Here is a 19483-nt window from a genome sequence, read left to right on the forward strand (position 1 = left end):
AACGTCATCTCCGCGTTGGGCGGTAATTGGCTGGCGTGCAAGGCGCCGGTCAGGACGAGTTGACAAGCTTCGATCCCCGGACGGAAATGCGTTCGAGGCCGTCATCGCACCGAACAAGCAGACAAGGCACCATGAATCCCGTCAAATCACTCGAAAAAAACGGCCAGGCGATCTGGCTCGATTTCCTGGCCCGCGGCTTTATCGCCAAGGGAGATCTGAAGAAACTGATCGAGACCGACGGGGTGAAGGGGGTCACGTCCAACCCATCGATCTTCGAAAAGGCGATCGGCGCAAGCGATGAATATGACGGCGCGATCGGCGAGGCGCTGAAGCAAGGCGACCATTCGGTCGGAGAGCTTTACGAAACGGTCGCCGTCGAAGACATTCAGCATGCCGCCGACGTCCTTCGCCCGGTTTATGACAAGCTGAAGCGCCGCGACGGCTTCGTCAGCCTCGAAGTGTCTCCCTATCTGGCGCTCGACACCAAGGGCACGCTGGCGGAAGCCGAGCGGCTGTGGAGCCAGGTCAGTCGCGAAAACCTGATGATCAAGGTGCCTGCGACTCGCGAGGGCCTGCCGGCGATCAAGCAGCTGATCTCCAAAGGAATCAGCGTCAACGTCACGCTGCTGTTCTCGCAGAAAGTCTATAATCAAGTCGCGGAGGCCTACCTTTCCGGCCTCGAGGCGTTGATCGCCTCCGGCGGCGATCCGGCGCACGTCGCCAGCGTCGCCAGCTTCTTCATCAGCCGCATCGATACCGCGGTCGATGCAGCGCTCGACGACAAGATCGGCAACATCAGCGATCCCGCCGAGAAGGAGCGATTGGAAGATCTGAAGGGCAAGGTCGCGATCGCCAACGCCAAGCTCGCTTATCAAGACTACAAGCGGCTGTTCAGCGGCGACCGCTGGGCCAAGCTGGAAGCCTGCGGGGCCAAGCCGCAGCGCCTGCTGTGGGCTTCGACCGGTACGAAGAACAAGGCCTACAGCGATGTGCTGTACATCGAGGAGCTGATCGGCCCCGACACCGTCAACACCGTGCCGCCAGCGACGCTCGACGCCTTCCGCGACCATGGCAAGCCGCGCGACAGTCTGGAGAAGGACATCGACGAAGCGCAAGCCGTGCTGAAGGGCCTCGACAGCTCCGGCATTTCGCTCGACGCGATCACCGATAGGCTGGTCACCGAAGGCGTGCAATTGTTTGCAGACGCTTTCGATAAACTGCTCGGCGCCGTCGCCTTCAAGCGTGAGACGGTGCTCGGCGGTGCGGTCGACAAGCAAACGCTGGCCCTGGCCGGCGATCTCGCCGACAAAGTCAAGGAGCAAATCGAGGCGTGGCGGAGCGCCGGCAAGATCCGGAACTTGTGGGCGCGCGACAAGGCCGTGTGGACCGGCCGCGATGAAGACAAGTGGCTGGGCTGGCTCAGCGCACCGATGACCGCCAAGGCCAAGCTCGACGACTATCAGGACTTCGCCAAATGGGTGAAGAGCCAGGGCTTCACCGATGCGGTGGTGCTCGGCATGGGCGGCTCCAGCCTCGGCCCCGAGGTAATCGCCGAGACCTTCCCCAAGCAGGACGGTTTCCCCAAACTGCACGCCCTCGACTCCACCGATCCGGCGCAAGTGCGTGCCCTGGAAGCCAAGGTCAAGCTGGCTTCGACACTGTTCATTGTGTCGTCGAAGTCCGGCGGCACCACCGAGCCGAACGTGATGAAGGCGTATTTCTACGCGCGCATCACCGAAGCCGTCGGCGCCGATCACGCTGGCCGGCACTTCGTCGCCGTCACCGACCCCGGCTCGTCGATGGAAAAGGTCGCGACTGAACAGAAATTCGCCAAGATCTTCCACGGCGATCCAACGATCGGCGGACGCTATTCGGTGCTGTCGCCATTCGGTATGGTGCCCGCGGCTGCGGCCGGGCTCGATCTTGCCGCGCTGCTGAATACGACGCTGACCATGGTCCGCTCCTGCGGCCCCAATGTCCCGCCGCAGCAGAACCCCGCGGTCCAGCTCGGCCTGGTGATGGGCTGCGCCGGTCTCGCGGGCCGCGACAAGGTGACGATCACGTCGTCGAAAGCGATCGCCGATTTCGGCGCCTGGGCCGAACAGCTGATTGCGGAGTCGACCGGCAAAGAAGGCAAGGGCCTGATCCCGATCGACGACGAGCCGCTGACCGATGCGGCGACCTACGGCAACGACCGGCTGTTCATCGATCTGCGCACCGAAGCCGAAGCCGATCCGGCACACGAGTCGAAGCTCGCCGCGCTGGAAGCGGCCGGACATCCGGTGGTGCGGATCGTGCTGAAATCAGCCGAGGCGATCGGACAGGAGTTCTTCCGCTTCGAACTCGCCACCGCCGTCGCCGGCTCGGTACTCGGGATCAACCCGTTCGACCAACCCGACGTCGAGAGCGCCAAGATTAAGACCCGAGAACTGACGGCGGCGTTCGAGAAGTCAGGCGCGCTGCCGGAGGAAACGCCAGCGTTGTCGACTGCCGAGGTGGACCTCTACACCGACGCCGCCAACGCCGGCGCGCTGCGCCAGGACGGTGCCGACAGCACGCTCGACTCGTGGCTGAAGGCGCATCTGTCGCGCGTGAACAGCGGCGATTACGTCGCGTTGCTCGCCTACATCGAGCGAAATTCCGCGCATATCGACGCGCTGCAACAGATTCGGCTGCAGATCCGGGATAAATGCCGGGTTGCGACCTGCGCCGAATTCGGCCCGCGCTTCCTGCATTCCACCGGCCAAGCCTACAAAGGCGGGCCGGACAGCGGCGTTTTTCTGCAAATCACCGCCGACGACGCCGCCGATCTGCCGGTGCCGGGCCAGAGCGCCAGCTTCGGGGTCATCAAGGCGGCGCAGGCGCGCGGCGATTTCGACGTGCTTACCGAACGCGGTCGGCGTGCCCTGCGGGTTCACTTCAAGGGCGATCTCGGCGCCGGCCTGAAGATGCTCGGCGACGCGATCAAACAGGCGCTCGCATAAGAGTGCCGGGACGTTAGTTCCGACGACCACTGAAGGTCGTCATTGCGAGGAGCAACACGACGAAGCAATCCAGAACTCCGATTGATGGAGCGTTGGATTGCTTCGCCTTCGGCTCGCAATGACGGAGTAACCGCCTACAAACGTAGCTTCGCACTTCAAGCGGGGCGCGGCCAAACAATGGAGACTTGCGCATGCAGATCGGCATGATCGGCCTAGGCCGGATGGGCGGCAACATCGTCCGGCGACTTATAAAGGATGGCCATCATGCCGTGGTCTACGACCGCGACCCGCAGGCGATCGAGGCGCTGACGCGCGAAGGCGCGACCGGGAGCAGCGGGCTCGACGACCTGGTGCGCAAACTCGACGCGCCTCGGGCGGTGTGGGTGATGCTGCCCGCCGGCCACATTACCGAAACCACCATCGACCAACTGGGCAAGCTACTCTCTGCCAATGACGTGGTAATCGACGGCGGCAACACCTTCTGGCAGGACGACATCCGCCGCGCCAAAGCCCTTCAGGAACGAGGCATCCACTATGTCGACGTCGGCACCTCCGGCGGGATCTGGGGCTTCGAGCGCGGCTACTGCATGATGATCGGCGGCCACAAACCGGTCGTCGACCGGCTAGATCCGATCCTCGCCACGCTAGCGCCGGGCATCGGCGACATCCCACGGACACCGGGCCGCGAGAGCCGCGATCCCCGTGTCGAGCAGGGCTATATCCACGCCGGGCCGGTGGGCGCCGGCCATTTCGTCAAGATGGTCCACAACGGCATCGAATACGGCCTGATGCAGGCCTATGCCGAGGGCTTCGACATTCTCAAGAACGCCAGCAGCCCCTCGCTGCCCGAGGAGCACCGCTTCGATCTCGACATCGCCGACGTGGCCGAGGTCTGGCGACGCGGCAGCGTGATCCCGTCCTGGCTGCTCGACCTCACCGCCACTGCCCTCGCGAGGAACGACCAGCTCGACAATTACTCCGGCTTCGTCGAGGATTCCGGTGAAGGTCGCTGGACCATCAACGCCGCCATCGAGGAAGCGGTACCGGCCGAAGTGCTCACCGCGGCGCTGTATGCGCGCTTCCGCTCGCGTCGGGACCACACCTTCGCCGAGAAGATCCTGTCGGCGATGCGCGCCGGCTTCGGCGGCCACAAAGAGCCGCAGCAGCATCCGGAGCCGGAGCAGCAAGCCGCTCCGCAGCAGAAACTGAAACCGGCATCGGAGCGCGCGTGACTACGCAAGCCAACAGCAATCAGGTCCCCGAAGGCTGCGCCTTCGTCATCTTCGGCGTCACCGGCGACCTCACCCACCGTCTGGTGATCCCGGCGCTGTACAATCTCGCCGAAGCCGGGTTGCTGCCGGAGAAATTCTGCGTCGTCGGCATCACTCGCCAGGACATGGCCAGCGAGGCGCTACGCGCGAGCCTGATGCAGGGCTTGCGCAAATACGCCACCCGCCCGGTAGACGACAAGGTCGCCGATCAGCTTCTGTACTGTGTGACCGCGATCAATGCCGATCCGAACGACCCGGATTCGTTCGATCGGCTGCGGGAGCGGCTCGAGAAGCTGGAGGCCAACCGTAACACCGGCGGCAACCGGCTGTTCTATCTCGCTACTCCGCCGGACGCCTTCGCGCCGATCGCAACCGAACTCGGCCGCGCCAAGCTCCTCGAAGAGGTCAGCGGCGCGTGGCGCCGGCTGGTGGTGGAGAAGCCATTCGGCACCGACCTCGCCTCGGCCAAGGCGCTGAACGATCATCTGCTCAGCATCATCTCCGAGCACGAACTGTACCGGATCGATCACTATCTCGGTAAGGAGACTGTGCAGAACATTCTGGTGCTGCGGTTTTCCAACGGCATGTTCGAGCCGATCTGGAACCGCGAGCACATCGACCACATCCAGATCACCGTCGAGGAAAAGCTCGGCGTCGGCCATCGCGGCAGCTTCTACGACAAGACCGGCGCGCTGCGCGACATGGTGCCGAACCATTTGTTCCAATTGCTGTCGCTGGTGACGATGGAGCCGCCGGCGCATTTCAACGCCCACGGAGTGCGCTCAGCCAAAGCCGACGTGCTCGCGGCGATCCAGCTCCAGAGCGAAGACGAAGCGCTGCGCAATTCGGTGCGCGGCCAATACACTTCCGGCAGGATCGGCGACACCGAGATTCCGGACTATCGCAGCGTCGAGGACGTCGAACCGGACAGCACCACCGAGACCTTCGCGGCGCTGAAACTGTCGATCGACAATTGGCGCTGGGCCGGCGTGCCGTTCTACCTGCGCACTGGCAAGGCGCTGTCGGGCAAACGCACCGAGGTGGCGATCAAGTTCAAGGAAGCGCCGTTCTCGATGTTCCGCTGCACCCCGATCCGTGAATTGTCGCAGAACTATCTGGTAATCGGGATCGAGCCGGTCGAAGGCATTTCGCTGCAGTTTAACACCAAGGTGCCCGGGCCGTCGATTGCCATCAATGGCGTCGAGATGACATTCCGCTACAAGGACTACTTCAAGGTGGCGCCGAGCAACGGCTACGAGACGCTGCTGCACGACTGCATGATCGGCGACAACATCCTGTTTCAGCGCGCCGACGGCGTCGAGGCGGGATGGCGCGCGGTGCAGCCGTTTCTCGAGGCCTGGAAGAAGGCCGGCGCCCATGGCCTGCAGATCTATCGCGCCGGCAGCGACGGCCCCGAAGACGCCGACGAACTGCTGTCCCGCGACGGCCGCGAATGGCGCAAGCCGGGTTAGCCGATGAGAAGCGCCGATTATCACCTCGTGGTCGCAGCCGACGCCAACGCGCAAGCTCGCCTCGCAGCGCAGCGGCTGATCGCACGGATTGAGCTGCATCACGACCGCCCGGCGATCTGCCTGACCGGCGGCTCAGGACCGCAGCGCATGTTCGAGCTGCTCGCGGGCGAGTTCGAGAACCGAATTCCGTGGCAGCGCGTGCACTGGTTCATCAGCGACGAGCGTTTCGTGCCCGAGAGCGATCCGCTCAGCAACATCGGTGCCGCCAAGCACGCGTTCCTGAATGGCCGCGCGCCGCCACAGAACGTCCACGCCATCCCGACCGACACGGCGACGCCGGACGACGCGGCACAGCGCTACGAGGCCGAGTTAAAGGCGTTCTACGGCAGCGACGTGCTCGCGCCCGATCGGCCGCTGTTCGATCTGGTGCTCGGCGGCGTCGGGCCCGACGGCCACACCGCGTCGTTGTTTCCGGGGCGGCCGCAACTTCAGATCCAGGACCGCTGGGCCGCCGGCGTCGACACTGCGCCGGTCGAACCTCTGGTGCCGCGGGTCACCCTCACCCTTCCGGCGCTCGCCTCCTGTGCCGAGATGCTGTTCCTGGCCCACGGCGCCGCCAAGCGGAGCATTCTTTCCCGCGTGTTTGCCGGCGAGGATCTGCCGTCGGCGCGCGCGCGTTCGCAGGGCGAGACGGTTTGGCTGGTGACGCAGGACGCGCTGCCGGAGAATGCCGGTGATGCCTGAACAAACAGATCGTGAACCACTGCCGCGTGCGCTGATCGTGATGGGTGTGTCCGGCTCGGGCAAGAGCACGATCGGCGAAGCGCTCGCGCAGCGGCTCGGCTGGCGTTACGAGGACGCCGACGACTATCACCCGAAAGCCAACGTCGCCAAGATGAGCGCCGGCCAGCCGCTCACCGACGACGATCGCTGGCCGTGGCTGCGTGCGATCGCCGACGAGATCGATCGTGTGATCGGCAGCGGCAGCCACGTCGTGTTCGGCTGCTCGGCACTGAAACGCGCCTATCGCGACGTGCTGGTGCACGGCCGGGACGACGTCCGCATCGTCTATCTCGACGGCAGCCGCGAGCTGATCGGCGCCCGGATGGCGGCGCGCAAGAACCACTTCATGCCGACCGGCCTGCTCGACAGCCAGTTCGCGACGTTGGAGTGCCCCGGCCCCGACGAGCGCCCGATCGTCGCCTCGATCGACGCACCGGTCGAGGTGATCGTCGACGATATCGCCGGCCAGATTCCAACCTTAGTCAGCGACTAGATCGATGCTCAGCCTCGTCATTGCGAGCGAAGCGAAGCAATCCAGAGGCTCGGTTCACGACTCTGGATTGCTTGGTCGCTCCGCTCCCCGCAATGACGAAGGCTCCACTTTGAGGTTCGTCCCATGACCCGCATCCAGCTCGTGATTTCAGACGTCGACGGCACGCTCGTCACCACCGACAAGCGGCTGACCGACCGTGCCCGTGACGCGGTGGCGCGGCTCGAAGCCAGCGGCGTCGGCTTCACCCTCACCTCCAGCCGGCCGCCGGTCGGGATGCGGATGTACAGCGATCCGCTCGGCATCACGCTGCCGCTCGGGCCGTTCAACGGCAGCTCGATCCTCACCCCCACACTCGAGGTGATCGAGCAGCATCTGATTCCGGAAGCCGCCGTGACCACCAGCATCGCGCTGTTCGAGCGCAATGGCATCGACATCTGGCTGTTCACCAATGACAACTGGTACATCCGCCGTGACGATGGCAAATACGTGCCGCACGAGGAGAACACCATCCAGTTTGCGCCAACCAAGCTGGACGATCTGACGCCGCTCGCCGGCAAGGCCTGCAAGATCGTCGGCGTCAGCGCCGATTTCGCCCTGCTGAGGCGCTGTGAGCCGGAGCTGCAGGCCGCGCTCGGCGGCGGTGCGCTGGCGGTGCGGTCACAGGACTACTATCTCGACGTCACGCCGCCCGGCCACAGCAAGGGCACCTTCGTGCAGGCCATGGCGAAGCGGCTCGGCGTCGCGGCGGATGCGATCGCCACCATCGGCGACATGCAGAACGATCTGCCGATGTTCGGCGTCAGCGGCCTGCCGATCGCGATGGGCAACGCCACCGACGATGTCAAGCGACAGGCCGCCCACGTCACCGGCCGCAACGACGACGACGGCTTCGCCGCCGCGATCGACTTCATCCTGGATCGCAACGCGAGGCTCGACCGCTAACTCTGCTTGGAGCGTTGCATCGCCGGCTTCTCGGCCGAGGCCTTGGCGGCGGTGAGGTTGTTGGCGGTGTTGATCAGCGCGATGTGGGTCAGCGCCTGCGGGAAGTTGCCGGCCTGGCGCCGCTCGGTGGTGTCGTATTCTTCCGCCAGCAGACCGAGATCGTTGGCGATTCCGGCAACGCGGTCGAACAGCTCCTTGGCGCGCTGAATCTCGCCGGCCAACACATAGGCATCGGCCAGCCACAGGCTGCAGGCGAGGAACGCACCTTCCACGGGCTCGGTCTGGTCGGGCTGTTCGCGCGGATCGTGGCGCATGACGAAACCGTCGACCATGAGATGGCGCTCGATCGCCTCGAGCGTGCCGAGCACCCGTGGATCGCGCGGCGGCAGGAAGCCCACCGCCGGAATCAGCAGCACCGAGGCGTCCAGCACCTTCGCGCCGTAATGTTCGACAAAGGCGTTCTGCGCGGCATCGAAGCCGTGGGCGCAGACATCGGCGTGAATCTTCTCGCGCAAGGCGCGCCACTCGGCCAGCGGCGCTTTCAGCCCGAATTGCTCGACGCTCTTGATGCCGCGATCGAACGCCACCCAGGTCATCACCTTGGACGAAACGTAGTGCTGGCGAGGGCCGCGCAGCTCCCAAATACCGCTGTCGGGCTGGTCCCAGATCTTGGCCAGATGCTGCAGCACCTTGCATTCCAACGCCCAGGATTCGCCGTCGAGCGTGATGTCGGCGTGGCGCCATTGATGGAAGGCATCGATCAGTTCACCGTAGACATCGAGCTGAAGCTGGGCATGCGCGGCGTTGCCGATCCGCACCGGCTGCGCGCCCTGGTAGCCGGCGAGCCAGTCGGCTTGCCATTCCAGCAGCCGGCGTTCGCCGTAGATGCCGTACATGATCTGCATATTGGCGGGATTACCGGCGACGGCGCGCAGCAGCCAATCGTGCCAAGCGGCAGCTTCCTCGGTGTAGCCGTTGTTCATCAGCGCGAACAGCGTGAAGGTGGCGTCGCGCAGCCAGCAGAACCGATAGTCCCAATTGCGCGAACCGCCGAGCTTTTCCGGCAGCGACGTGGTGGGAGCCGCGACGATGCCGCCCGACGGCGCGAAGGTCAGCGCCTTCAGCGTGATCAGCGAGCGCATCACCAACTCGCGGTATTCGCCCTGATAGGTGCAGCGGCCGGACCACTCGGCCCAGAACTCTTCGGTATCCTTTAGCGCCTGATGCGGATCGATTTCGGTCGGCACCGGCAAGTGCGACGCCCCGTAGGTCAGCACCAGCGGCACTGTATCGCCCTCGGCCACTTCGAATTCGGCGACCGTGGTCATGTTTTCACCGCGGGTCTCGACCGGCGTGTGCAGCACCACCATGTCGGGCCCGCCGATCGCCAGCAACGCGCCGTCTTCGCCGCGTTTGACCCACGGGATCGCGACGCCAAACCCGAACCGGATCACCAAATGCATCTCGACCTTGACCACCCCGCAGTCGCCGCGCACCAGGCGAACGATGTCGGAGGCTGTGCCGCGCGGAGGCATGAAATCGATCAGCGTGATGATGCCGCTGCTGGTCTCGAATGTCGTTTCCAGGATCAGGCTGTCGCCGCGATAGCGTCGGCTGCAGCGGACCACCGCGTCCGCCGGTGCGACCTTCCAGCGGCCGTTGTCCTCGGTGCCGATCAGCGCCGCGAAGCAAGCCTCGGAATCGAACGAGGGCCAGCACAGCCATTCGATCGAGCCGTCGCGGCCGACCAATGCGGCGGTCTCACAATCGCCGATCAAGGCATAGTCTTCGATATTTCCGGCCAAGGCTTTACCCCGCGATCCGGCGGTCGGCGGTCGCCGTCTGCAACGCCCGACGGTTGATCGCGTCAGCGATGTGTTCGATCGGCTTCGGCAAGCGCCGACGCCAGTTCGGGTGCTCGGAGACGGTCCCCGGCACGTTCGGCTGATCGAGCACGCCGAGCAGATCCTCCAGCGCGATCGCCAGCAGCCGCGACGGGGTGCGCGCCAGGAAGGTCAGCACCGCGTAGATGTCGTCGTGCTCGATGCCCTGATGCCTCAGCGCGTCGCCGAGCATCGCAAGCGCATGCCGCCGGCTGTCGTCGCTCTCGCCGGGATCGACACCGATCGAGCGCTTCATCTGCAGATCGGTCAAGGCGCGCCAGCCCGAATAGGTCGCCAGATCATGGGTGTTGAAGGTCACCAGCGCGTTCGGCAGATAATGTTCGATGCCGAAGAACCAACCCTGGTTGAAGTCGCGCTCGAACATCATCACCCGGTACGACCAGATCCCCCAGGCCGCGAGCCGGTCGCGGAAGCCGTCTGGCACCGTCCCGAGATCTTCGCCGATGACCACGCAGCGATGATCGACGCTTTCCTGCGCGGTCACCGCGAGCAACGCTTCGAACGGCATCTGCACGTAGACGCCCTGATGCGCGGCGAAACCGTGCGGCACCAGATACAGCCGGTTGAGCCCGAGCACATGATCGAGCCGGATCGCGCCAGCATAGCGCATCGAAGCGCGCAGCATCTCGCGATAGGGCGCGAAGCCGGTCAGTTCCAGCCCGGGCGCATTGAAGCCGGCCAGCCCCCAATTCTGTCCCGCAGTGTTGAGCGAATCCGGCGGCGCACCGACCGACAAGAGCCGCGAGATCGCGGTCTGTTCGTTCCAGGCGTCGAAGCCGTCGCTCTGCACTCCGACCGCGACGTCGAGATACAACCCAACGCTCATGCCGCGTTCCGCAGCGCGATCGCGGCAGCCGCGCAACTGATCGTCGGCACACCATTGGGTGAACTCGACGAATTCCACGTCGGCGGCGTCGGGCCCAGCATGCAAGTCGGCGCAGCGCGCATCGTCGGGACGGCGCCACTCTTCGAGCCAATCCCACCACGGGCTGCCGAATTTGTGCCGCAGTACTTCGAAGCAGGCGAACCGCGTCAGCAACGCCCCGCGTTCTTTGCGGAACGCATCGAACGCTGCACGTCGTCCAGCCGCGGGCGCAGCGCGAAATTTGTCGAAGGCGGCACGCAACGCGCGCCACTTCGCCGTCGCCACGACCTGATAGTCGATCAGTTCGCCGTCGCGCAGCGCCGCGATATCGAGGCCCGGCAAGTCGTCCGGCGCAAACTCCGGGAGCTTCTCGACGTCGACATAGAGCGGATTGAGAAACATCCGGCTGTTCGGCGAATACGGGCTGCAATCGCCTGGCCGGTCGTCGAACAGCGCATGCAGCGGATTGAGACCGATGCCACCGGCGCCGAGCGCGGCAGCAAGATCGATCAGGTTGGCCAGATCGGTAAAATCGCCGATGCCCCAGTTGCGTTCGGATCGCAAACTATAGAGCTGCACCGCCATCAGCCACGCCCGGTCGAAGTCGCCGCCGAACGCGCACGGTGGTGCGACCAATAGCGGCAGCTCCTCCCTGCGCCCGGATGCGTCATCGAGCTGCAGGCGGTGAGTGCCGGCCGGCAGATCCGGAGGCCACGTCACATTTCGTTCGGCGAATTCGCCTTCAGCCAGCGTCGCCGCACCGCCGACGATGCGCCAGCGTACAGGCAATGCGGCCTGCGCGCTAAGCTCGGATCTGGCTGGTTTGCCCTGCCGGATCACGACGATCCGGTCGAGCAGCGAATGCGCCGCCGCCTGCGGCATCGCTTCGATGATCAGCCCCAATGCATCGGGCGGGGTGACGTGGCGGCGTCCCTGACCGTCGTAGAATTCGGTCTGGATGCCGAGCTCGGCAGCTTTGGTGAAGAGGTCCATTAAGCACGCTGTCTACACGCCGCGCGGGTGCGCCGCGATTCCGCCTGTCCCAGGATAGTCATATCGAACGCAATTGCGTAGGGTGAGTTCCATCGGAACCAGCGAGGTCCGGAAGCTTTGTATCCGAGAACCGCCCGGTTCACTACGGGACGAGAGTCCTAGATCGTGGCATCACCTCACTCAATCGAACGTGAGTTATTGTGAACAAGCCGACACAAGCGCTTCAAACCGCCGCTCAAGGCGGCGCGTTTCACATTGAAGACATCTATCCGCTGATCGACGGTGGGCGTTTCCCGGTCAAACGTATCGTCGGCGAGCCGGTGGAGGTGTGGGCCGACATCTACCGTGACGGCCACGAGGTGATCGCCGCCGCCCTGCTCTGGCGACGCGAACAGGACGATAGCTGGCAACGTGCGCCGATGGCGCACGACGTCAACGATCGCTGGTCGGGGACCTTCACGCCGCAGCAGATCGGCCGTCACGTCTATGCCATCGAGGCATGGACCGACGAGTTCGCCACTTGGCGACACGGCGCCGAACTGAAACAAAAGGCCGGACAGGACTTGTCGCTCGACGCGCTAGAAGGCGCTGGCCTTCTGACCAAGGCGCAATCCGACGATGCAGACGTGTTGCGATCGATCCAACAGCGCTGCGAAGAATATCTGCGGACCGGGGACATCGAGCCGCTGCTGGCGCCCGAGCTGCTGGAGGCGATGGCCGGCAGCCAGGCGCGGCCCGACCTCACCCGCACCGAACCGCTGCCGCTGATGATCGACCGGCCGCGCGCCCGCTACAGCACCTGGTACGAAATGGTGCCGCGCAGCCAGGGCACCGAGCCCGGCCGCCACGGCACGTTTCGCGATTGCATCGCGCGGCTGCCCGACGTCGCCGCGATGGGCTTCGACGTCGTGTACTTCACCCCGATCCACCCGATCGGCCAGACCAACCGCAAGGGCCGCAACAACTCGCTCAGGGCCGAGCCCGGCGATCCCGGCAGCCCCTATGCGATCGGCGCCGAGCACGGCGGCCACGACGCGGTGCATCCCGAACTCGGGACGCTGGAGGATTTTCGCGCCTTCGTCGCGGCTTGCGAAGTGGTCGGCCTCGAAGTGGCACTCGACATCGCCGTGCAATGCTCGCCGGACCACCCATGGCTGAAGCAACATCCGGACTGGTTCAAGCGCCGGCCCGACGGCTCGATGAAATACGCCGAGAACCCGCCCAAGAAATACGAGGACATCGTCAACCCGGACTTCTCCTGCGAGGATGCCGGCTCGCTGTGGAATGCGCTGCGCGACGTCATCCTGTTCTGGGCCGATCACGGTGTGAAGATCTTCCGCGTCGACAATCCGCACACCAAGCCGCTGCGGTTCTGGGAATGGATGATCCGGGAGGTTCAGCTCCGTCATCCCGACGTGATCTTCCTCGCCGAAGCCTTCACCCGGCCGAAGCTGATGAAGGGTCTGGCGAAGCTCGGCTTCACCCAATCCTACACCTACTTCACCTGGCGCACCCAGAAATGGGAGATCGAGCAGTATCTGACCGAACTGACCGGCTACCCGGAGCGCGATTTCTATCGACCGAATTTCTTCACCAACACGCCTGACATCCTGCCCTTCCACCTGCAGGGCGGCGAGCCGTGGATGTTCAAATCACGCCTCGTTCTCGCCGCAACGCTGTCATCGACCTATGGCATCTATAACGGCTTCGAGCTGCTCGAACACGAGCCGATCCCCGGCAAGGAGGAATATCTCGATTCCGAAAAGTACGAGATCAAGGTGCGGGACTGGGACAAGCCCGGCAACATCAAGCCGTTCATCCGCGACATCAACCGCGTCCGCGCCGCCAATCCGGCGCTGCAGCAGACCAGCAATTTGCGCCTCCTCGACGTGCAGGCCCCCAACGTGACCGGTTTCGTCAAGACATCCGTTGACGGCAGCAACGCGGTCGCCGTGGCGATCGCGCTCAGCAGCGACTACCAGGAGTTCTGGCTGCCGCTCGGCGACGTCCAGATCGAAGTCGCAGGCGAGCGCCGCCCCGTCGTCGCGGTCGAAAACCTGCTGACCGGGGAGCGTCACGCGCTGGATTGGGGCGGGATCAACCTGCGGATCGATCCCCACCGAGATCCGGCCCTGCTGTTCCGTTGCCTGGCGTGAGCGCGAAAGCCATGAACGAGATGTCCCCGATCGCGACGAGCGAGCAGCCCAGCGTCGAACAAGCCGAAGAGCTCTGGTACAAGGACGCGATCATCTACCAGCTGCACGTCAAGGCGTTCGCAGACAGCAACAACGACGGCATCGGCGATTTCGCCGGCCTCACCGAGAAGCTGGATTATCTCCAGGAGCTCGGCGTCAACACGCTGTGGCTGCTGCCGTTTTATCCGTCGCCGCAGCGCGACGATGGCTATGACATCGCCGATTACGGTTCGATCAATCCCGATTTCGGCACGATGAAAGATTTCCGCCGCTTCATCGTCGAGGCCAAGCGCCGCAATCTGCGCGTGATCACCGAGCTGGTGGTCAATCACACCTCGGACCAGCACAATTGGTTCAAGCGGGCGCGGCGCAGCCCGAAAAATTCCAGCGCACGCGACTGGTACGTCTGGAGCGACACCGACCAGAAGTATCAGGGCACGCGGATCATCTTCACCGACACCGAAAAGTCGAACTGGACCTGGGATCCGGAAGCCGGTCAGTATTACTGGCATCGGTTCTTCTCCCATCAACCCGATCTGAACTTCGACAATCCCCGCGTCGTCAGCGCGGTGGTCAAGGTGATGAAGCGCTGGCTCGACAACGGCGTCGACGGCTTCCGGCTCGACGCGATTCCTTACTTGTGCGAGCGCGACGGCACCAACAACGAAAACCTTCCCGAAACCCACGCGGTCATCAAGCAGCTGCGTGCCGAGCTCGACGCCTACGCCAAGGGCAAGCTGCTGCTCGCCGAGGCCAATCAATGGCCGGAGGATGTCCAGCAGTACTTCGGCGACAGCGACGAATGCCATATGGCGTATCACTTCCCGCTGATGCCGCGGATCTACATGGCGATCGCTCAGGAAGACCGCTTCCCGATTACCGACATCATGCGGCAGACCCCGGAAATCCCGCCGGACTGCCAATGGGCGATGTTCCTTCGCAACCACGATGAGCTGACGCTCGAAATGGTCACCGACGTCGAGCGCGACTATCTGTGGAAGACCTACGCGGCCGATCCGCGGGCGCGGATCAATGTCGGCATCCGCCGCCGCCTGGCACCGCTGATGGACAACGACCGCCGTAAGATCGAGCTGATGAACTCGCTGCTGCTATCGTTCCCCGGCACCCCGATCATCTATTACGGCGACGAGATCGGGATGGGCGACAACATCTATCTCGGCGACCGCAACGGCGTGCGTACCCCGATGCAGTGGTCGTCCGACCGCAATGGCGGCTTCTCGCGTGCCGATCCGGCGCGGCTGTATGCGCCGCCGATCATGGACCCGGTGTACGGCTACGCCTCGGTCAACGTCGAGGCGCAGCAGCGCAGCCTGTCTTCGCTGCTCAGCGCGATGAAGCGGCTGATCGCTGTGCGCAAATCGGCGCCGGCCTTCGGTCGCGGCAGCATGACCTTCATCCGCCCGAGCAATCGCGCGGTGCTCGCCTATGTCCGGCAGCACGAAGATGAAGTCATTCTGTGCGTCGCCAATTTGTCTCGCGCCGCGCAGGCGACCGAACTCGATCTGTCGCCGTGGAAGGACCGGGTGCCGCAGGAAATGCTCGGCCGCACCAAATTCCCGGCGATCGGCGAACTGCCCTACATGGTCACGCTGGCGCCGTTCGGCTTCTATTGGTTCAAGCTCGAAGAGCCCGGCACCGCGGCACACGTGGCGCCGGTGTCGACCGTGCCCGAGTTCATCACTCTGGTGGTGCCGCTTGGCTCGACCTGGATGACGCTCGGCCGCACTCGCTCGATGTTCGAGCACGAGGTGTTGCCGACCTTCCTGTCGCGCACCCGCTGGTTCCCGGAACGCAATCCGCGCGCCATCCATCCGCGGCTGACTTCGGCGATCCCGTTCGACAATGACGATGACAATCGCCCCTGGCTTGCGTTGTTCGAAGCGACGCTGCGCGGAACGACTGCGCGCTATCTGTTGCCGATGCAGATCGACTGGGTGCGGTTCGACCGAGAGCGCTACAATCCGCGCGCCTTCGCGGCGGTGCGCCAGGGCGCGCGCGAGGGCACGCTGCTCGACGTCGCCTCCGACCCGTCGTTCATCGCAATGCTGCTGGAGAACGTCCGCAAGTCGGTCACCGTGGTCGGCGACGACGGAAACCGGCTCGAATTCCGGGCCGGCTCGCAGCTCGCCGAGCGTCCGGCCGGTCCGTTCCAAAACATCCGCCCCGTCGACGCCGAGCAGTCGAACTCGACCTCGCTGATCGACGAGGACTACGTCGTCAAGCTGTATCGGCGGCTGCAGATCGGCATCAATCCCGAGCTGGAGATGGGCCGCTTCCTCACCGAGGTCGCTGGCTACAGCAACACCCCGGCGCTACTCGGCACTGTTGAACTGATCGAGGGCGACACCGCTATGGCGATTGCGGTGGTGCACGAATTCGTCGGCAATCAGGGCGACGGCTGGTCGCTGACCGCTGGCTATCTCGACCGTTACGTCGACGAACATCGGGTGTTGACCGCCGACGCCGAGACGCCGGAGAGCGATCAATTTGCGCCGTATCTGCACTTCATGCAGCACACTGGCCAGCGCGTGGCGGAGATGCACCTCGCCCTCGCCGGTCACCCTGAAGTGCCCGACTTCGCGCCGGAGCCGATCGGCCCCGACGAGGCGCAGCAATGGGTAGCGACCGTCACCGCCTCGGCCGAACGCGTGCTCGGCGAACTGCGGCGACGCCGCGACGGCTTCGGCGATGCCGACAAGGCGTTGGTTGATCGGCTTCTGGCGGCGCGCGACGAGCTGATCGGCCGCATCGCCGAACTGCTCGGGGACGACGGCGGTTTGAACATCCGTCATCACGGCGATTTCCATCTCGGCCAGATGCTGATCGTCAAGGACGACGTCTACATCATCGACTTCGAAGGCGAGCCGCGTCGCACCATGGCAGAGCGCCGCGCCAAGGCGCCGGCGGCCCGCGACGTCGCCGGCCTGGTCCGTTCGATCGATTACTCCACCACCGCGGCGCTCACCCGTGCGCTGAAGACGCCGTCCGACGAGCCGGGCCGGCTGAAAGAGGCGCTCGAGCTGTGGCGCATCCGCGCCACTGCCGCCTTCCTCGACGGCTACCGCCAGACCATGGGTGACAGTCCGGTCTGGCCGGCCGATCCCGAGGCCGCGGATCGCTGGCTCGACTTCTTTCTGATTGAAAAGGCGCTGTACGAGATCGACTACGAGATCGCGCACCGTCCCGACTGGTTGCGGGTGCCGCTCGCCGGCATTCTCCGCATCTTGTCGCCGCCGACCGAGGAGATTTCATGACCGAGCCGTTGAGCGACGAAGCCTACGCAGTTCTCGAAGGCCGCCACGCCGATCCGTTTCACTATCTCGGCGCGCATCCGCAGGACGGCGGCACCGTTGTCCGCGTGCTGCTGCCGGACGCCGGCGCCGTTGAAGTGATCGGCGCCAATGGCGAAACCGCGCAGCTCGAACGGCTGCACGAGTCCGGCCTGTTCGCCGGACCGGTTCCAGGCGGCTCGCCGCCCTACACGCTGCGCGCCCGCTTCGGCGACGAGACAGTCGAGCTGCAGGATCCCTACCGTTTCCCGCCGATCCTGACCGATTTCGATCTGTATCTGCTCGGCGAAGGCACCGACCAGCGACTCTACGATAAGCTCGGCGCCCATCCGATGGAGCTGGACGGCGTCGCCGGCGTCGGCTTCGTCGTGCTGGCGCCGAACGCGCGCCGCGTCAGCGTGGTCGGCGATTTCAACTACTGGAATCCGCTGCGCCATCCGATGCGGGTGCGCGGCAACGGCTATTGGGAGCTGTTCATCCCCGGCGCCCGAGCTGGCGACCGCTACAAGTTCGACATGTCGGGCAAGCACGGCGAGCTGCTGCCGCAGAAATCCGATCCGCTCGCGTTCGCCGCCGAGCTACGTCCGAAGACCGCCTCGATCGTGGTCGACGCCACCAAGCTGCCACGGCCGAGACCGGCGCCGGAGGGCATCAATGCGCTCGGCGCGCCAATGTCGATCTACGAGGTGCATCTCGGCTCGTGGCGCCGCAAGGACGGCGACCAGTGGCTGACCTACCGTGAACTCGCCGAGCAACTGCCAGCCTATGTCAGCGACATGGGCTTCACCCACGTCGAGTTCCTGCCCGTCAGCGAACATCCGTTCGACGGCTCGTGGGGCTATCAGCCGACCGGCCTGTATGCGCCGACCTCTCGGTTCGGCACGCCGGAAGACTTCTGCGCGCTGGTCGACGCCTGCCACGCTGCCGGCATCGGCGTGATCCTCGACTGGGTGCCGGGCCACTTCCCGGACGATCCGCACGGCCTCGGCAATTTCGACGGCACTGCTCTGTACGAACACGCCAACCCGATGCAGGGTCGCCATCTCGATTGGGGCACGCTGATCTACAATTACGGCCGCACCGAAGTCGTCAATTTCCTCACTGCCAACGCGCTGTTCTGGCTGGAGCGCTACGGCATCGACGGGTTGCGCGTCGATGCGGTGGCGTCGATGCTGTATCTCGACTACAGCCGGCCGGCTGGCGGCTGGATTCCGAACAAATTCGGCGGCCGCGAGAACATCGAGGCGATCGACTTCCTGCGCCGATTCAACACGCAGGTGTACGGCCGCTTCCCCAACGCCACCACCGCCGCGGAGGAATCCACCGCCTGGCCGCAGGTGTCGCGTCCGGTCGAATTCGGCGGGCTGGGCTTCGGCTATAAGTGGAACATGGGGTGGATGCACGACACCCTCAACTACATCGCCAAGGATCCGATCCACCGCAAATATCACCACGGCCAGATCCTGTTCGGTCTGCACTACGCATTCTCCGAAAACTTCATTCTGCCGCTGTCGCACGACGAAGTGGTCCACGGCAAACGCTCGATCATCGGCCGGATGCCGGGCGACGAATGGCAGCGCTTCGCGAACTTGCGCGCCTACTACGCCTTCATGTTCGGCCACCCCGGCAAGAAGCTGCTGTTCATGGGCAGCGAGTTCGGCCAGGAACGTGAATGGAGCCACGACCGCTCGCTCGACTGGCACCTGCTCGACTATCCGAAATACGCCGGCATTCAGGCGCTGCTGCGCGACCTCAACAAGCTGTACCGGTCGTTACCGGCGCTGCATCAGCTCGATTGCGATCCGTTCGGCTTCGAGTGGCTGATCACCGACGACGCCGATCGCAACGTGTTCGCCTGGATGCGCAAGGGCAACGACACGCGCAGCCGCTGCTTGGTGATCGTCAACTTCTCGCCCAATGTGTATCAGGACTACCGCGTCCGGGTGCCTTTCGCGGGGCGCTGGCGCGAAGTATTCAATTCGGATTCGGCGACCTATGGCGGCAGCAATGTCGGCAACGGCGGCGAAGTCCGTCCCCGCGACGGCCTGGTGCCGGAGCTCAGCCTCACCATCCCGCCGCTCGCCGCGATCTATCTGACGCCCGAGGACTGAGTGTGACGATCGTGCGATGCGCGTGGTACGACATCCCGCGCATCGCATGGCGTTTTGCACACTGCTGTTGCGGAAAAGCAGATTTACTAGTGTCCTTCGATTCCGAAGTTCGCTAACAAAGACAATCGCAGGCTATGCGAACTTCTTGATCGGGACACT

11 protein-coding genes are annotated in these 19483 nt (G+C 64.6%); 9 read left to right on the top strand and 2 right to left on the bottom strand.

Annotation, left to right across the window (positions count from 1 at the left end):
* Positions 1-131: 131 nt before the first annotated feature.
* The 6 genes from DNX69_RS25580 to DNX69_RS25605 all read left to right on the top strand — a co-directional run bounded on the left by DNX69_RS25580 (position 132) and on the right by DNX69_RS25605 (position 7945).
* Complete coding sequence (locus DNX69_RS25580; protein ID WP_110788830.1) at positions 132-2984, top strand: bifunctional transaldolase/phosoglucose isomerase; 2853 nt, start codon at positions 132-134, stop codon at positions 2982-2984.
* A 191-nt stretch (positions 2985-3175) separates the two neighbouring features.
* Positions 3176-4216 carry a phosphogluconate dehydrogenase (NAD(+)-dependent, decarboxylating) gene (gene gnd, locus DNX69_RS25585; RefSeq protein WP_110788831.1) on the top strand — a complete coding sequence of 347 codons (1041 nt, stop codon included), beginning with the start codon at positions 3176-3178 and terminating at the stop codon, positions 4214-4216.
* Complete coding sequence (gene zwf, locus DNX69_RS25590) at positions 4213-5727, top strand: glucose-6-phosphate dehydrogenase (RefSeq protein WP_110788832.1); 1515 nt, start codon at positions 4213-4215, stop codon at positions 5725-5727. The genes gnd and zwf overlap by 4 nt, the downstream gene beginning before the upstream one ends.
* Before the next feature lie 3 nt (positions 5728-5730).
* A complete protein-coding gene (gene pgl / locus DNX69_RS25595) occupies positions 5731-6471 on the top strand; it encodes a 6-phosphogluconolactonase (protein ID WP_110788904.1) in 741 nt (246 codons plus the stop codon).
* Entirely contained in the window at positions 6455-7003 is a 549-nt protein-coding gene (locus tag DNX69_RS25600) for a gluconokinase (RefSeq protein WP_110788833.1), read from the top strand. The genes pgl and DNX69_RS25600 overlap by 17 nt, the downstream gene beginning before the upstream one ends.
* A gap of 123 nt (positions 7004-7126) precedes the next feature.
* On the top strand, positions 7127-7945 hold the full coding sequence (locus DNX69_RS25605; protein WP_110788834.1) for a Cof-type HAD-IIB family hydrolase: 819 nt from the start codon (positions 7127-7129) through the stop codon (positions 7943-7945).
* Here DNX69_RS25605 and DNX69_RS25610 read toward each other — a convergent pair.
* On the bottom strand, positions 7942-9750 hold the full coding sequence (locus DNX69_RS25610; RefSeq protein WP_110788835.1) for a glycoside hydrolase family 15 protein: 1809 nt from the start codon (positions 9748-9750) through the stop codon (positions 7942-7944). The two genes, DNX69_RS25605 and DNX69_RS25610, sit on opposite strands and share 4 nt — an antisense overlap.
* Before the next feature lie 4 nt (positions 9751-9754).
* Positions 9755-11707 (bottom strand): 4-alpha-glucanotransferase, encoded by a 1953-nt coding sequence (gene malQ, locus DNX69_RS25615; protein WP_110788836.1) that lies wholly within the window; start codon positions 11705-11707, stop codon positions 9755-9757.
* Between the two features lie 200 nt (positions 11708-11907).
* On the opposite strand from malQ, the gene DNX69_RS25620 reads away from it, so the two are divergent.
* From DNX69_RS25620 to glgB, 3 genes are read left to right on the top strand one after another with little or no spacing between them, the layout of a single operon-like run.
* Positions 11908-13863, top strand: coding sequence for an alpha-1,4-glucan--maltose-1-phosphate maltosyltransferase (locus DNX69_RS25620; protein ID WP_110788837.1), 1956 nt, complete (start codon positions 11908-11910; stop codon positions 13861-13863).
* Between the two features lie 11 nt (positions 13864-13874).
* Positions 13875-17177, top strand: a complete 3303-nt coding sequence (treS, locus tag DNX69_RS25625; RefSeq protein WP_110788905.1) for a maltose alpha-D-glucosyltransferase — start codon at positions 13875-13877, stop codon at positions 17175-17177.
* Positions 17174-19324 carry a 1,4-alpha-glucan branching protein GlgB gene (gene glgB, locus DNX69_RS25630; protein ID WP_110788838.1) on the top strand — a complete coding sequence of 717 codons (2151 nt, stop codon included), beginning with the start codon at positions 17174-17176 and terminating at the stop codon, positions 19322-19324. The genes treS and glgB overlap by 4 nt, the downstream gene beginning before the upstream one ends.
* Positions 19325-19483: the final 159 nt, after the last annotated feature.

It is taken from the genome of Rhodopseudomonas palustris (assembly GCF_003226555.1).
GTDB classification, from domain to species: domain Bacteria; phylum Pseudomonadota; class Alphaproteobacteria; order Rhizobiales; family Xanthobacteraceae; genus Rhodopseudomonas; species Rhodopseudomonas palustris_I.

Excerpts from the sequence above, each read along its gene's own strand:
- DNX69_RS25580 (WP_110788830.1), top strand. The coding sequence starts at position 132 with ATGAATCCCGTCAAATCACTCGAAAAAAACGGCCAGGCGATCTGGCTC.
- gnd (WP_110788831.1), top strand. The coding sequence starts at position 3,176 with ATGCAGATCGGCATGATCGGCCTAGGCCGGATGGGCGGCAACATCGTC.
- pgl (WP_110788904.1), top strand. The coding sequence starts at position 5,731 with ATGAGAAGCGCCGATTATCACCTCGTGGTCGCAGCCGACGCCAACGCG.
- DNX69_RS25600 (WP_110788833.1), top strand. The coding sequence starts at position 6,455 with ATGCCGGTGATGCCTGAACAAACAGATCGTGAACCACTGCCGCGTGCG.
- DNX69_RS25605 (WP_110788834.1), top strand. The coding sequence starts at position 7,127 with ATGACCCGCATCCAGCTCGTGATTTCAGACGTCGACGGCACGCTCGTC.
- malQ (WP_110788836.1), bottom strand. The coding sequence starts at position 11,707 with ATGGACCTCTTCACCAAAGCTGCCGAGCTCGGCATCCAGACCGAATTC.
- treS (WP_110788905.1), top strand. The coding sequence starts at position 13,875 with ATGAACGAGATGTCCCCGATCGCGACGAGCGAGCAGCCCAGCGTCGAA.
- glgB (WP_110788838.1), top strand. The coding sequence starts at position 17,174 with ATGACCGAGCCGTTGAGCGACGAAGCCTACGCAGTTCTCGAAGGCCGC.